The following is a 14,916-nucleotide window of genomic DNA, read 5'->3' on the forward strand; positions in this document are numbered from 1 at the left end:
TTGATTTTCACTGTACTTATCGTAAATGAAATCACTATCGAATGCAATCGCTGCCTATCTATCCTCCTTAATTATGAAATAGAAATGGGAAAAGGTACCCGATCATTAATCTCTTAATTGAGGGAAACTCCAATTGGGGATAATCCGATCAAGATAGACCAGTTTGTTATGATTTATGTATAAGCTCTAATGGAGTTCAAAAAGACCGCCCTTTCGGGCGGCCTTGGTCTGTACGAATCAACTTATTTCAAATTAATCTACAAGTAAAACATTCAATTGTGATTCTTTATCAAAGATATGAACCTTGTTCATATCAACTGCTAAGCGAACTGTCATACCATCACGAGTTGTTGAACGTCCATCAACACGAGCAATAACAGTATCAGTACCCAAACCACTCAAGTAAAGCAACATTTCATGTCCAAGATTCTCAGTTACATCTACAGTTGATGAGAAAATTGTGTTTGGTGATGCTTCTAGGAATACTGGTTCTTCATGAATATCTTCTGGGCGAACTCCCATAATTACTTCTTTACCGATCATACCTTTGTTCTTCAAGATTTGAGCTTTACCACCAGGAACTTCTACATCTAATCCATCAGATTTAAAGCGAACATTACCGTTAGACTCACTTAATGTACCATTGATGAAGTTCATTGTAGGTGATCCGATAAAGCCAGCTACGAATAGATTAGTTGGGCTATTATACAATTCTTCTGGCGAAGCAGCTTGTTGAATGATACCATCGTACATAACTACGATACGATCACCCATTGTCATAGCTTCTGTTTGGTCATGTGTTACATAGATACAAGTAGTTTCAAGGCGCTTAACCAGTTTAGTGATTTCAGCACGCATTTGACCACGAAGTTTCGCATCCAAGTTGGATAGAGGCTCATCCATCAAGAAGACTTGTGGATCACGAACAATCGCACGACCCAAGGCAACACGTTGACGTTGACCACCAGAAAGTGCCTTTGGTTTACGTTCAAGCAAATGCTCGATATCTAGAATTTTTGCTGCATCACGTACTTTTTTATCAATTTCATCTTTTTTCACTTTACGAAGTTTCAAACCAAATGCCATATTTTGATATACACTCATATGAGGGTACAATGCGTATGATTGGAATACCATCGCGATATCGCGATCCTTAGGAGCTACATCATTCACAACGCGGTCTCCGATATAAAGCTTACCATCCGAAATTTCTTCCAGACCAGCGATCATACGAAGTGTTGTAGATTTACCACAACCAGATGGTCCTACAAGAACCAAGAATTCCTTATCTTTAATATCAAGGTTGATATCTTCTACTGTTGCTTTATCTGCACCTGCGTATTTCTTGAAAATATGTTCTAAGCGTACTCCAGCCATTATATTGTCCCCCTATAAGAAATTATGAAATCGAATACATTTAATATAGTTATCTTACCCAAATTCAGCTAGACTGGCTATCCACAAACTGCACAAAAAACCTATTTTCTTTTCGTCACATTATACAATAGTATTGTAAGCTTAATCAGAACAGCATCACCAAATCTACGAACATCAAGCCCTGTCTCATGTTTGATCTTATCTAATCGATAGAGCAGCGTATTTCGATGAATATACATTCTCTTCGCCGTCTCACTAACATTACAGTCTAATTGAAAAAATGTCTCTAACGTCATTAGTGTCTCTGCATCAGTTAATTGAATGGAGTGATCCGCTACCTCTTCCAAGAACCGAGCACGCTGGCTCTCTGGGATACTAAAAACGAGGCGCTCAAGAACTAGCTCCCAAGGATAGTGAATCTGATCTGTAATATGGAATGTTTTCCCTAAAGTAATAGTTTCTCTTAACATCACAATCGTAGCTGGCAACCCATTCCTTGGATCCAAAGGGAGGGCAACCGATAGTTGAAACACCCCTACCCATTCACTAGCTACTAACTCATGTAGACCTACGCAGAAGGCAGAGAGGATTTCTGCATCTGTTTCCTCTTGGTCATCATCCTTCTCCTCAACTCCACCTAAGATTAACTCTTTGCGTGCTAATATAAGCCATTCATTCTCTTTCAAAGGAATCAATAATATTTCACCATCGAAATAGCTAATAAGTAATTTCTTTAACTGTATGTATGAAATAACGGGTGAATGAATACCTTCACTACTAAGGAGCAAGGGAACCATTCCTGAACTGATTCGTTTTTGTATGGCAAGATCTTCTGGTATTGGAACGTCTAGTTTGCCTAATTGAATTTGTCCTTGAATCCAAGAACTAATACTTTGAATATTTCTTTCTTCTTCCTCAAGAGGTGTTAAAGATGAAGTCGTCTGATCTCGCATATTAGCTAGAATAAGTTCCATGAATTGCACCTCTTCTAAACTCAAAGCATTTAATTCGCCCGCTAAGACTGACATCTTATCATCCTTACTATATAGAGGGAACCACACTTCGCCCTCGTTCACAACAGAATCCATAAGCGTACTATTCTTATAATTAAAAAAAGAGTTGGAGTCCTGTTTCGTTAATTCCTTAATCGTGAGAGGGATTCCTACAATTTCTTGTAACTTCAGCCGTAGTGCCTCCATCTTCATCATCATGTCATATCACCTACCACTTTATCTATTTTTTCATATCTTATCATATTCAGCCTTAAAAGAAGAGAAAACAAAAAGTCATCGACCCGTAAAGGTTGATGACTTTTTGTTTGTTGTGATGAGCCATGAAGGATTCGAACCTTCGACACCCTGATTAAAAGTCAGGTGCTCTACCAACTGAGCTAATGGCTCGTACAAATGGTGGAGGATGATGGATTCGAACCACCGAACTCGTAGAGAGCAGATTTACAGTCTGCCGTGTTTAGCCACTTCACTAATCCTCCAAGAAAATGGTGGCTCGGAACGGAATCGAACCGCCGACACAAGGATTTTCAGTCCTTTGCTCTACCGACTGAGCTACCGAGCCATATCAATATTTAAAAAAAAATGGCGGAACCGACGGGATTCGAACCCGCGATCTCCTGCGTGACAGGCAGGCATGTTAGGCCAACTACACCACGGTTCCACAATTTTCAAAAAAATGGTGCCGGCGAGAGGACTTGAACCCCCAACCTACTGATTACAAGTCAGTTGCTCTACCAGTTGAGCTACACCGGCAAGTGTAATGGATCTTGTACTATTGCTACCCTTAGATAAAGATGGTGGAGGCTGAGGGGATCGAACCCCCGACCCTCTGCTTGTAAGGCAGATGCTCTCCCAGCTGAGCTAAGCCTCCTGGGTATGTATGGTAGCGGCGAAGGGGATCGAACCCCCGACCTCACGGGTATGAACCGTACGCTCTAGCCAGCTGAGCTACACCGCCACAATATTATACATTTCATGAAAGATTAATGGCGGAGAGAGTGGGATTCGAACCCACGCACCGCTTACGCAGTCTAACCCCTTAGCAGAGGGTCCCCTTATAGCCACTTGGGTATCTCTCCAATTAAATCATGAATCAGAGATTGATTCCCTGAAAACTAGATACGAACGAATCTGCATTGAAACACTTGTCTCCGTAGTTCTTCCTTCGATGCAAAGCGTAACGCTTCCGAAGTTAGTTTTCCTACGGAAAACTTTTAGGATAAGCCCTCGACCGATTAGTATTGGTCAGCTCCGTGCATTACTGCACTTCCACCTCCAACCTATCTACCTCGTAGTCTTCAAGGGGTCTTACTAATTGGGAAATCTCATCTTGAGGGGGGCTTCACGCTTAGATGCTTTCAGCGCTTATCCCGTCCGCACGTAGCTACCCAGCTATGCTCCTGGCGGAACAACTGGTACACCAGAGGTGCGTCCATCCCGGTCCTCTCGTACTAAGGACAGCTCCTCTCAAATTTCCTGCGCCCACGACAGATAGGGACCGAACTGTCTCACGACGTTCTGAACCCAGCTCGCGTACCGCTTTAATGGGCGAACAGCCCAACCCTTGGGACCTACTTCAGCCCCAGGATGCGATGAGCCGACATCGAGGTGCCAAACCTCCCCGTCGATGTGGACTCTTGGGGGAGATAAGCCTGTTATCCCCAGGGTAGCTTTTATCCGTTGAGCGATGGCCCTTCCATGCGGTACCACCGGATCACTAAGCCCGACTTTCGTCCCTGCTCGACTTGTAGGTCTCGCAGTCAAGCTCCCTTCTGCCTTTGCACTCTTCGAATGATTTCCAACCATTCTGAGGGAACCTTGGGGCGCCTCCGTTACTCTTTAGGAGGCGACCGCCCCAGTCAAACTGCCCACCTGACACTGTCCCCGAACCGGTTTACGGTCCTAGGTTAGAACCTAGATACGATCAGGGTGGTATCCCAACGGCGCCTCCATAGAAGCTTGCGCTCCTATTTCTCAGGCTCCCACCTATCCTGTACAAATCGTACCCAAATTCAATATCAAGCTGCAGTAAAGCTCCATGGGGTCTTTCCGTCTTGTCGCGGGTAACCTGCATCTTCACAGGTATTAAAATTTCACCGGATCTCTCGTTGAGACAGCGCCCAAATCGTTACGCCATTCGTGCGGGTCAGAATTTACCTGACAAGGAATTTCGCTACCTTAGGACCGTTATAGTTACGGCCGCCGTTTACTGGGGCTTCGGTTCATAGCTTCGGGTTTCCCCTAACCACTCCCCTTAACCTTCCAGCACCGGGCAGGCGTCAGCCCGTATACTTCGCCTTACGGCTTCGCACAGACCTGTGTTTTTGCTAAACAGTCGCTTGGGCCTTTTCACTGCGGCCCCCTCGTGCTATTCACACTACCGGGGCACCCCTTCTCCCGAAGTTACGGGGTCATTTTGCCGAGTTCCTTAACGAGAGTTCTTCCGCGCGCCTTAGAATTCTCTTCTCGCCTACCTGTGTCGGTTTGCGGTACGGGCACCTTCTCCTGGTTAGAGGCTTTTCTTGGCAGTGTGAGATCATGACCTTCGCTACTATAATTTTCGCTCCCCATCACAGCCCAGCCTATTAGTGTGCGGATTTGCCTACACACAAGCCTCACTGCTTAGACGGACTATTCCATCAGTCCGCGTCACTACCCTGCTGCGTCACCCCATTACTCATAACGGATTACGGTGGTACAGGAATTTCAACCTGTTGTCCATCCACTACGCCTTTCGGCCTCGCGTTAGGTCCCGACTTACCCTGAGAGGACGAGCCTTCCTCAGGAAACCTTGGGCTTTCGGCGGATCAGATTCTCACTGATCTTTTCGTTACTTATACCGGCATTCTCACTTGTATAGTGTCCAGCGCTCCTCACGGTACACCTTCAACCTCTATACAACGCTCCCCTACCCCAGATGCAAAGCATCTAGCCATAGCTTCGGTGGTGTGTTTAGCCCCGTTACATTTTCGGCGCAGAGTCACTCGACCAGTGAGCTATTACGCACTCTTTCAATGGTGGCTGCTTCTAAGCCAACATCCTGGTTGTCTGTGCAACTCCACATCCTTTTCCACTCAACACACACTTGGGGACCTTAGCTGATGGTCTGGGCTGTTTCCCTTTCGACAATGGATCTTAGCACTCACTGTCTGACTCCCGGATATAAGTACATGGCATTCGGAGTTTGACTGAGCTTGGTAACCCTTGCGGGCCCCGCACCCAATCAGTGCTCTACCTCCACGACTCTTCATCCGAGGCTAGCCCTAAAGCTATTTCGGGGAGAACCAGCTATCTCCGAGTTCGATTGGAATTTCTCCGCTACCCCCACCTCATCCCCGCATTTTTCAACATGCGTGGGTTCGGGCCTCCAGTGCGTGTTACCGCACCTTCACCCTGGACAGGGGTAGATCACTCGGTTTCGGGTCTACGTCCACGTACTATAATTCGCCCTATTCAGACTCGCTTTCGCTGCGGCTCCGGCTTCTCACCTTAACCTTGCACGGGAACGTAACTCGCCGGTTCATTCTACAAAAGGCACGCCATCACCCATTAATAGGGCTCTGACTTTTTGTAAGCACACGGTTTCAGGTTCTATTTCACTCCCCTTCCGGGGTGCTTTTCACCTTTCCCTCACGGTACTGTTTCACTATCGGTCGCTAGGGAGTATTTAGCCTTAGCAGATGGTCCTGCTGGATTCATACGGGGTTTCACGTGCCCCGCACTACTCGGGATACGTCTCGGAGGGAATACATTTTCAGCTACAGGGCTTTTACCTTCTATGCCGGGCCTTTCCAGACCTCTTCGCTTAATATATTCCTTTGTAACTCCATGTGAGACGTCCCACAACCCCAAGGAGCAAGCTCCTTGGTTTGGGCTAATCCGCGTTCGCTCGCCGCTACTGACGGAATCACTATTGTTTTCTCTTCCTCAGGGTACTTAGATGTTTCAGTTCCCCTGGTCTGTCTCTACCCACCCTATGTATTCAGGTGGGAGTGACTGCGTATTACCACAGCCGGGTTTCCCCATTCGGACACCCCCGGATCAAAGCTTGCTTACAGCTCCCCGAGGCAGTTTCGTTGTTCGCCACGTCCTTCATCGACTCCTAGCGCCTAGGCATCCTCCGTGTGCTCTTAGTAGCTTAACCTCAATTTTTCTCAAAGAGAAAATATTGTAGCTACTTTTACACTTTGTTTTGTTAACAAGTAACAAAACGTAAATATAAAAGAATGTTTCAACTTGCAAATTCGTTCGTTATCTAGTTTTCAAGGATCAAGTTAAATCATATTGGTGGAGCCAAGCGGGATCGAACCGCTGACCTCCTGCTTGCAAGGCAGGCGCTCTCCCAGCTGAGCTATGGCCCCAAATTATAAAGTTATAAACATACATGGTGGGCCCTGGTGGACTCGAACCACCGACCTCACCCTTATCAGAGGTGCGCTCTAACCAACTGAGCTAAGGGCCCGTAAGAATAAAAAACTCTCATGGGATAATACCCATAAGGGTTGCGCTTGGCAGCGTCCTACTCTCCCAGGACCCTGCGGTCCAAGTACCATCGGCGCTGGAAGGCTTAACGGTCGTGTTCGGGATGGGTACGCGTGGAACCCTTCCGCTATCGCTACCAAACGCAATGCTGAAAGAAACTTGCTCTTTCAAAACTGAACACGAGTGAGTGTCGACTTTGCATTGCAAAGTCTATTTACGCCGACTTACATCGGACGCTTTGAATGTTTCCGTTGCAGGAAACGATTCTCCATAGAAAGGAGGTGATCCAGCCGCACCTTCCGATACGGCTACCTTGTTACGACTTCACCCCAATCATCTACCCCACCTTCGGCGGCTGGCTCCCTTGCGGGTTACCCCACCGACTTCGGGTGTTGTAAACTCTCGTGGTGTGACGGGCGGTGTGTACAAGACCCGGGAACGTATTCACCGCGGCATGCTGATCCGCGATTACTAGCAATTCCGACTTCATGTAGGCGGGTTGCAGCCTACAATCCGAACTGAGACCAGCTTTGTTGGGATTGGCTCCACCTCGCGGTTTCGCAGCCCGTTGTACTGGCCATTGTAGTACGTGTGTAGCCCAGGTCATAAGGGGCATGATGATTTGACGTCATCCCCACCTTCCTCCGGTTTGTCACCGGCAGTCTGCTTAGAGTGCCCACCATAATGTGCTGGCAACTAAGCATAAGGGTTGCGCTCGTTGCGGGACTTAACCCAACATCTCACGACACGAGCTGACGACAACCATGCACCACCTGTCTCCTCTGTCCCGAAGGCCGCCACTATCTCTAGTGGATTCAGAGGGATGTCAAGACCTGGTAAGGTTCTTCGCGTTGCTTCGAATTAAACCACATACTCCACTGCTTGTGCGGGTCCCCGTCAATTCCTTTGAGTTTCAGTCTTGCGACCGTACTCCCCAGGCGGAGTGCTTAATGTGTTAACTTCGGCACCAAGGGTATCGAAACCCCTAACACCTAGCACTCATCGTTTACGGCGTGGACTACCAGGGTATCTAATCCTGTTTGCTCCCCACGCTTTCGCGCCTCAGCGTCAGTTACAGCCCAGAGAGTCGCCTTCGCCACTGGTGTTCCTCCACATATCTACGCATTTCACCGCTACACGTGGAATTCCACTCTCCTCTTCTGTACTCAAGTCACCCAGTTTTCAGTGCGACCCAGGGTTGAGCCCTGGAATTAAACACCAAACTTAAATGACCGCCTGCGCGCGCTTTACGCCCAATAATTCCGGACAACGCTTGCCCCCTACGTATTACCGCGGCTGCTGGCACGTAGTTAGCCGGGGCTTTCTTCTCAGGTACCGTCACCTTGAGAGCAGTTACTCTCCCAAGCGTTCTTCCCTGGCAACAGAGCTTTACGATCCGAAAACCTTCATCACTCACGCGGCGTTGCTCCGTCAGACTTTCGTCCATTGCGGAAGATTCCCTACTGCTGCCTCCCGTAGGAGTCTGGGCCGTGTCTCAGTCCCAGTGTGGCCGTTCACCCTCTCAGGTCGGCTACGCATCGTCGCCTTGGTGAGCCGTTACCTCACCAACTAGCTAATGCGCCGCAGGCCCATCTGTAAGTGGCAGATTGCTCCGCCTTTCAGTGTCTCCCCAGGAGAGGAAACAAGTTATCCGGTATTAGCTACCGTTTCCGGTAGTTATCCCAGTCTTACAGGCAGGTTACCTACGTGTTACTCACCCGTCCGCCGCTAAGTGATTTGAAAGCAAGCTTTCAAATCACTCCGCTCGACTTGCATGTATTAGGCACGCCGCCAGCGTTCGTCCTGAGCCAGGATCAAACTCTCCATATAGGATGAATTTCAGATCGACTTTGCAGTGATCTTAATTTCATCAGGAGTTCGTTTCAAATTAGCTTTGCAGCGATTTGGAACGAACTATGAAAAGAGCGATTCGCTCATTTTGAAACAAACTGACGAGAAATTTCTTTCTCTATCAAATGATTTCTCATTTGTTTTGTTCTCACTTTCGTGAAAACCACTCACTCGTTGTTCAGTTTTCAAAGATCAAATCTTCTTTCGTTCATCGTCGATTACTCTCGGCGACAACTTCTATAATATATCATGTTGCCCGGCATTTCGTCAAGCTTTTTTTTCGATTTAATCAATCAATTATTTATGCCTTTCGGCAAGCTTGTCTGCCTTTTCAAAGGGGCGAGTTATAATGTAACATATGAACCTATCTAACGTCAACTACCCAATATAAATATTTTTAAACCATATAAGAGTGCCACACCAGGGAGACCTAATATTGTTACGGTTCCTATAGTAACCGGATTTATCGGAATATATACCTCCGTTATAAGACCCGAGAAATTAATGAGATATATTCCGAGCGCCGCCAATACCAAATGAGTTCCAAATACAGTTAACCAACCCAACCCAAGCTTTCTCTTTATGACAATGTACGCCAGTGCACCTAATGAACCAATAAAAACTCCAAGTACGATCCATTCCATCAACACTCCATCTCCCTTCACGTTGATATTCTGGCAATTGTTTTTAGTTAGACCCGTCTCGCTGCACATCTATTCTTTCATTATTGGCTGACATCGACAAAGCATTCAGTCCTAAATTCTTCGCTTTCTTCAAATGCATTTGATACTTTCGCTCTGCCGCCTCTAACATATAGATAGCATAATCCACTTCATCCTCACTCACCGCTTCATCAAAATACATATGCGCTTCACGCCAACGTGCTTGCGCTTCTATAATATCATTATGAATTCCATGATATAAATTACCTATTTCTCGCTTGTTCTTATTAAACATGCTAAATACCCACATTTAGTAAAACCCCCTTCTCTCGTAATCCACACTTTTATACTTATCGAGAAAAGGACAAACTTAGAACAAAAAAAAGAAGCCCTTTTCAGGACTTCTCGAGTTCTATCTATAATCAAATTAGAATCAGTTCAGTTCACGTCGACCTTCCAAGGCTTTGGATAAAGTAACTTCATCTGCATACTCTAAATCGCCGCCTACAGGTAATCCATGAGCAATACGTGTCACTTTAATATCAAAGGGGCGGATTAACCTAGATACATACATCGCTGTAGCTTCACCCTCAATATTGGCATTCGTAGCTAGAATAAGTTCCATCACTCGCTCATCACTCAGTCGATTAAGCAATTCTTTTAGACGTATATCGTCAGGGCCAATCCCCTCCATAGGAGAGATCGCACCTTGAAGAACGTGGTAATACCCATTAAATTCCTTGGTACGTTCCATTGCTACAATATCTTTATGATCTTGCACAACACAAATTACAGATGGGTCACGTGTCTTATCCTGACATATGCGGCAAGGATCTGTGTCCGTGATATTGCAACAGACAGAGCAGTAATGAAGGTTCCTTTTAACACTAACGAGTGCCTTAGCGAAATCAATAACGTTATCTTCCTGCATCGTAATCACATGAAATGCCAACCGACTCGCCGTCTTCGGACCAATACCCGGTAGCCGAGAAAATGATTCAATCAATCTTGCAATAGGTTCTGGATAATACAAAACTAAAAATCTCCTTCTGTTGTCAAATTAGAACAGGCCAGGGATTTTCATTCCGCCTGTGAATTTACCCATATCATCATTAGCAAGCTCATCCGCTTTAGTCAAGGCATCATTCACCGCTGTCATCACCAGATCCTGCAACATTTCAACATCTTCTGGATCAACCGCTTCTGGTTTAATGGTAATAGACAGCAACTTCTTGTGGCCGTTTACTTCAGCAGTTACTACACCGCCACCGGAACTACCTTCCACTGTTTTCGTAGCAAGTCCTTCTTGAGCCTTCAGCATTTGCTCTTGCATTTTCTTCACTTGTTTCATCATTTGATTCATATTATTCATGTGTACTCTCTCCTTTTTAGATACATAGATTTGCGCTATTCCTTTATAACTACAAGATCTTCTCCAAATAATTGAAGAGCCTCGTCAATCAACGGTTCTGACTTCACTTCTCCATCCTCGTGCTCATGCTCTAACTTTAGTTCTTCTTTAGCTTTTTGAGTAGATCCTTCAAGTGCCTTCATCCAATCACGTTGCATAATTGTAACTAAACGATAAGGTCCCGCAAGCTTGGATTCCATCACATGTTCAATAACTTGTCTATTAGCCGGCTTCTCAACCGTCTCACGGTGAATCGTATTCTTAAATGCTACCAAAATAGCATCATCAAGTACAGATACTGGTTCTCCATCTACAAACCAAGCATGTACAGTAACCTTTTCTTCCTTCACACCTTGAAGAACCATAGCCCATTTTTTATGAATGGTCGTAAATGAATCACTAGTTGTATGAGCGAGATATTGATCAAGATGTTGTGGAAGTTTGGTGGTCGTAGAAACCCGCGGTGTGGGCATCCCATTGCCAGACGATCTCGAACTCCCACTAGAATCACGACCCTGCGCGGAAGATCCACCTGTTTGAATAATTTGTTCAACCTTCTTTTCAAGAGCTACAATCTGTTGCTTCAAAAGGGAAATTTGATCTGCATCAACTACTACTGCTCCGTGTTGATTTGGATTGGTGTCTCCAACTACGACCGACTCCTGAATACCCTGCGGAGCGTTACACAACTTGAGAAGCGCTACTTCAAACAATGTTTGCGGCTGTGTAGCATACTTCATTTCACTTTGATAGTGATTCAAAATGTCAATCATTCGGAACAGCTGTTCACGGGTGAATGCTTCCACCATATCCTTATACTCTTCTGGATTAAGCACCCTGTCCGTTAACTTGTCCGCTTGTGGGACCATCTTGATCATAAGTAGATCTCTGAAATAATACAATAGGTTTTCCATGCATTTATCTGCACTTTTCCCCTCTTGCATGAAATCCTCGACCATTTGCAAGACCAATCCTATATCTCCATTAAGTAAACCTTGTGCCAATTTTCCGAATTGTTCTGAAGCGATACCACCTGTCATATTCAGAACTTGTTGGTAGGATACTCCTTCATTAGAAAAAGAAGATATTTGATCTAGAATACTTAACGCATCCCGCATCCCACCATCCGACAATCGTGATATATATTGGAGCGCTTCATCTTCGGCCTTAATTCCTTCTTCATCGCAAATCTGGCGTAACCGTTCCGTTTGTTCATCTAATGATACTCTGCGGAAATCAAAGCGCTGACAACGCGAAATTATCGTGGCTGGTAGCTTATGCGGCTCTGTTGTTGCCAGAATAAACATTACATGAGGAGGCGGCTCCTCCAATGTCTTCAGCAAAGCATTAAACGCTTCTGTCGTCAGCATATGCACTTCATCAATAATATAAACCTTCTGCCTAACTTCTGTTGGTGCATATTTAACTTTCTCACGCAAATCACGAATTTCTTCTACACCCCGGTTAGATGCAGCATCTATTTCTTGAACATCCATGACTGCTCCAGCCGTGATTCGTCGACAGGACTCGCACTCATTACAAGGTTCTGGACCGGGACCTCGTTCACAATTTACTGCTTTTGCCAAGATCTTTGCAGCACTTGTCTTTCCCGTTCCCCGTGGCCCGTTGAACAGGTAGGCATGAGAAACCCGCTGTTCACGTAATGCGTTCTGCAGTGTTTGAATAATGTGCTGTTGCCCCACCATGTCTTGAAAAGACTGCGGTCGCCATGCACGGTACAGCGCTATATGTTCCACTTTGCGTTACCCTCTTTCAACTTCCACTTTCATGACACTTCTTTGCTACAACATTATACTATATTCGCGTATTCTGCAAAATGCCATTTCACTGTTCTTCTTAAAATTAACACAAGTAGAAACGGCTATATAAGGATAAAAGTATCAAGAATCAATTTCATAATTACGCAAATCGATTTAGATGCATCGGCGATTATGAAATTGATTCAAGTGAAACTTATACTTTCTTATATTTTAAAAAAACAAAAGCATCTTCGCCAATTGGCAAAGATGCGCGTATACATTGATTATAAATTATAAGACCGTGCACCTGTTATTGATAATTGTAATCCAAGCGGCAATCCTGCGCAGCTACTCAAGCTAGGCTTCCCTTCGGCACAAGAGTAACTTACTTATGGCTGCTTCCTTCCGGACCTGACCAGGTTCATAAGCACTCATTGCGAAGGACCCAGCCATCAACATAGCACGCAGGGACCAAGACCTTACATCAACAAAACCTCTAACAGGAATTCAACCTCGCTACAGCGGATTGCGAGTTACAGGGCACCGCTACCTCCCCGTCTAGCACGGTGAAAACAAGTATATCTCATGAGTGCCCAAAAATCAACTTGGTAATTGTTTCTGCAACATAAATATCCATTTCTATTAGAACACAAAAATCCCCTACTCCATATGGAGTAGGGGATTTCATATGTTTGTTTGCTTATGCTGCTAAGCAGAACACGACAGAATTAGATGCCGTATTTCTTCTTAAATTTATCAACACGACCACCAGCATCAAGGAATTTCTGTTTCCCAGTGTAAAATGGATGGCAGTTGGAGCAAATTTCTACGCGAAGGTTTTCTTTAACAGAACCTGCCTCGAACGTATTACCACAAGCACAAGTTGCCGTAGTAATGTGAAATTTCGGTTGGATTGATTCTTGCATGACTTTCACCTCTTTCCGCCCTGAGTCACATGTGGACACAGAGTATATGGACATACAATAGCATTATATCAGGGACACTTATAATGTGCAATATTTTATTTACTTACAATTGCCTTTTTGGGACGGATCATTCCTGCTGGAGGAATATGAGTAAACGAGCCAATTACAACATCAGGTAGCTCGGATCTAAAGATATCAAGCATCTGCTTCATGCCCAATATCTCACTTTTGGCTGGCGGAATAATCTCCAGATAACTTTCAGGGTCAATATTCAAATTACGCATTTGGATTAATTTCAATCCAGTACGGCGGCAGAACTCCACCATTGCTTCGATCTCTTCCTCGCGATCAGTTACACCTGGAAAAATCAAATAGTTAATCGATGTATAGACACCTTGCTCCGTTGCATATTTCAACGACTTCTCTACGTTAGCCAGATTGTACCCACGCGGTTTATAGTAGGCATTATAATGATCATCTAGCGCACTAATCGTGCTTACACGCATAAGATCGAGGCCAGCATCCACGATACCTCTCATATGATCGCTAAGCCCTGCGTTTGTATTAATATTGATGTAACCCATATCCGTTACTGATCTCACCTCGCGGATGGCATCTATAATGACTTTCGCCTGTGTTGAAGGCTCGCCCTCACACCCTTGTCCGAAACTAATGATGGATTCAGGTGTCTTGAGATGTTCTAACATAACTTCTACTAACTCATCTACCCGTGGACGGAAGTCCATACGAGTCTGAGGTGAGACAAAGCCACTATCCTCCGGTTGCTCAGAAATACAACCAAAACATCCCGCGTTACAAGAGTGTGATACGGGCACTGCGCCCTCCCAACGATTAAGGAATGTGTTGGATGATGTCAAACATTCATATCCTAACGCACAATTCGATAAATGGGAATATAACCTATTATCCGGATATTTCTCAGTAAGTCGTTGTACACCAGTGTTAAGGTCTTCTGTATCACAATTCAAAGGATTCCACTTCTCTGGATCATCCGTTAATTCGGCCGCAACAAAGAACTTACCATCTTTCCAAACAACAGCAGAATAACCGAATAGCGGTAACTTATACTCTTTATCTGCCTTCACATATCCAGGAAGACATAATCTTGTATACCCTTGTGGAAGAAGTGCTCCAACGGCTTGCGCCTGATTGGGTAGAGACATCATTTCGCCACTTTCCGGATCCATCCCTACGGCATGGGTACTTGGTAGGCCTACTAATGTAGCACCCTCAGGCAGTGGAATAAGCTCGTCCTCCATCATTTCAACGATCATATCTCCACTACGAGCAAGCCCGTATAGTGTAGGATGATCAAATACATTCCCTTGTTCATCTGCATATACCAGATACATGTTGTTCACCTTTTTCTATAAAAATCCTATATTTTATTTCACAAAATTTCATACAACCATT

General features: G+C 45.1%; 9 protein-coding genes, 10 tRNA genes, 3 rRNA genes and 1 other RNA gene. All 23 read right to left on the reverse strand.

Going from position 1 to position 14,916, the window contains the following annotated elements; all coding sequences use genetic code 11:
• Positions 1 to 252: 252 nt before the first annotated feature.
• The 23 genes from LPB68_RS11280 to LPB68_RS11390 all read right to left on the reverse strand — a co-directional run bounded on the left by LPB68_RS11280 (position 253) and on the right by LPB68_RS11390 (position 14,855).
• Positions 253 to 1,377, reverse strand: a complete 1,125-nt coding sequence (locus LPB68_RS11280) for an ABC transporter ATP-binding protein (RefSeq protein WP_068654828.1) — start codon at positions 1,375 to 1,377, stop codon at positions 253 to 255.
• A 101-nt stretch (positions 1,378 to 1,478) separates the two neighbouring features.
• Positions 1,479 to 2,588, reverse strand: coding sequence for a PucR family transcriptional regulator (locus LPB68_RS11285; RefSeq protein WP_068654829.1), 1,110 nt, complete (start codon positions 2,586 to 2,588; stop codon positions 1,479 to 1,481).
• A gap of 116 nt (positions 2,589 to 2,704) precedes the next feature.
• Positions 2,705 to 2,777, reverse strand: a tRNA-Lys gene (locus LPB68_RS11290).
• Between the two features lie 7 nt (positions 2,778 to 2,784).
• A tRNA-Tyr gene (locus tag LPB68_RS11295) sits at positions 2,785 to 2,869 on the reverse strand.
• A 7-nt stretch (positions 2,870 to 2,876) separates the two neighbouring features.
• Positions 2,877 to 2,952: transfer RNA gene (locus LPB68_RS11300), tRNA-Phe, on the reverse strand.
• 21 nt (positions 2,953 to 2,973) lie between these two features.
• Positions 2,974 to 3,051: transfer RNA gene (locus LPB68_RS11305), tRNA-Asp, on the reverse strand.
• A 16-nt stretch (positions 3,052 to 3,067) separates the two neighbouring features.
• Positions 3,068 to 3,143 (reverse strand) — tRNA-Thr (locus LPB68_RS11310).
• A 42-nt stretch (positions 3,144 to 3,185) separates the two neighbouring features.
• Positions 3,186 to 3,261: transfer RNA gene (locus tag LPB68_RS11315), tRNA-Val, on the reverse strand.
• Positions 3,262 to 3,271: 10 nt separating this feature from the next.
• A tRNA-Met gene (locus tag LPB68_RS11320) sits at positions 3,272 to 3,348 on the reverse strand.
• 29 nt (positions 3,349 to 3,377) lie between these two features.
• Positions 3,378 to 3,469: transfer RNA gene (locus tag LPB68_RS11325), tRNA-Ser, on the reverse strand.
• A gap of 136 nt (positions 3,470 to 3,605) precedes the next feature.
• Positions 3,606 to 6,534 (reverse strand): 23S ribosomal RNA (locus LPB68_RS11330).
• Positions 6,535 to 6,675: 141 nt separating this feature from the next.
• A tRNA-Ala gene (locus LPB68_RS11335) sits at positions 6,676 to 6,751 on the reverse strand.
• 24 nt (positions 6,752 to 6,775) lie between these two features.
• Positions 6,776 to 6,852: transfer RNA gene (locus LPB68_RS11340), tRNA-Ile, on the reverse strand.
• 44 nt (positions 6,853 to 6,896) lie between these two features.
• Positions 6,897 to 7,013: ribosomal RNA gene (rrf, locus tag LPB68_RS11345) — 5S ribosomal RNA — on the reverse strand.
• A gap of 133 nt (positions 7,014 to 7,146) precedes the next feature.
• Positions 7,147 to 8,702: ribosomal RNA gene (locus tag LPB68_RS11350) — 16S ribosomal RNA — on the reverse strand.
• The 16S, 23S and 5S rRNA genes sit together here with 10 tRNA genes alongside, the layout of an rRNA operon.
• Before the next feature lie 395 nt (positions 8,703 to 9,097).
• Entirely contained in the window at positions 9,098 to 9,367 is a 270-nt protein-coding gene (locus LPB68_RS11355; protein ID WP_068658972.1) for a pro-sigmaK processing inhibitor BofA family protein, read from the reverse strand.
• Positions 9,368 to 9,410: 43 nt separating this feature from the next.
• Positions 9,411 to 9,695, reverse strand: coding sequence for a DUF2508 domain-containing protein (locus tag LPB68_RS11360; RefSeq protein WP_232510241.1), 285 nt, complete (start codon positions 9,693 to 9,695; stop codon positions 9,411 to 9,413).
• A gap of 123 nt (positions 9,696 to 9,818) precedes the next feature.
• Positions 9,819 to 10,418, reverse strand: coding sequence for a recombination mediator RecR (recR, locus tag LPB68_RS11365; protein WP_068658971.1), 600 nt, complete (start codon positions 10,416 to 10,418; stop codon positions 9,819 to 9,821).
• 27 nt (positions 10,419 to 10,445) lie between these two features.
• On the reverse strand, positions 10,446 to 10,757 hold the full coding sequence (locus LPB68_RS11370; protein WP_068646981.1) for a YbaB/EbfC family nucleoid-associated protein: 312 nt from the start codon (positions 10,755 to 10,757) through the stop codon (positions 10,446 to 10,448).
• A 35-nt stretch (positions 10,758 to 10,792) separates the two neighbouring features.
• Positions 10,793 to 12,553 (reverse strand): DNA polymerase III subunit gamma/tau, encoded by a 1,761-nt coding sequence (gene dnaX, locus LPB68_RS11375; RefSeq protein ID WP_068658969.1) that lies wholly within the window; start codon positions 12,551 to 12,553, stop codon positions 10,793 to 10,795.
• A 302-nt stretch (positions 12,554 to 12,855) separates the two neighbouring features.
• Positions 12,856 to 13,123: signal recognition particle sRNA large type (gene ffs / locus LPB68_RS11380), an RNA gene on the reverse strand.
• Positions 13,124 to 13,284: 161 nt separating this feature from the next.
• Positions 13,285 to 13,482: a 50S ribosomal protein L31 gene (gene rpmE / locus LPB68_RS11385; RefSeq protein WP_068658967.1), complete on the reverse strand. Its 198-nt coding sequence runs from the start codon at positions 13,480 to 13,482 to the stop codon at positions 13,285 to 13,287.
• A 95-nt stretch (positions 13,483 to 13,577) separates the two neighbouring features.
• A complete protein-coding gene (locus LPB68_RS11390; protein WP_068658965.1) occupies positions 13,578 to 14,855 on the reverse strand; it encodes a radical SAM family protein in 1,278 nt (425 codons plus the stop codon).
• Positions 14,856 to 14,916 lie beyond the last annotated feature (61 nt).

Source organism: Paenibacillus crassostreae, assembly GCF_001857945.1.
GTDB lineage: Bacteria > Bacillota > Bacilli > Paenibacillales > Paenibacillaceae > Paenibacillus_AQ > Paenibacillus_AQ crassostreae.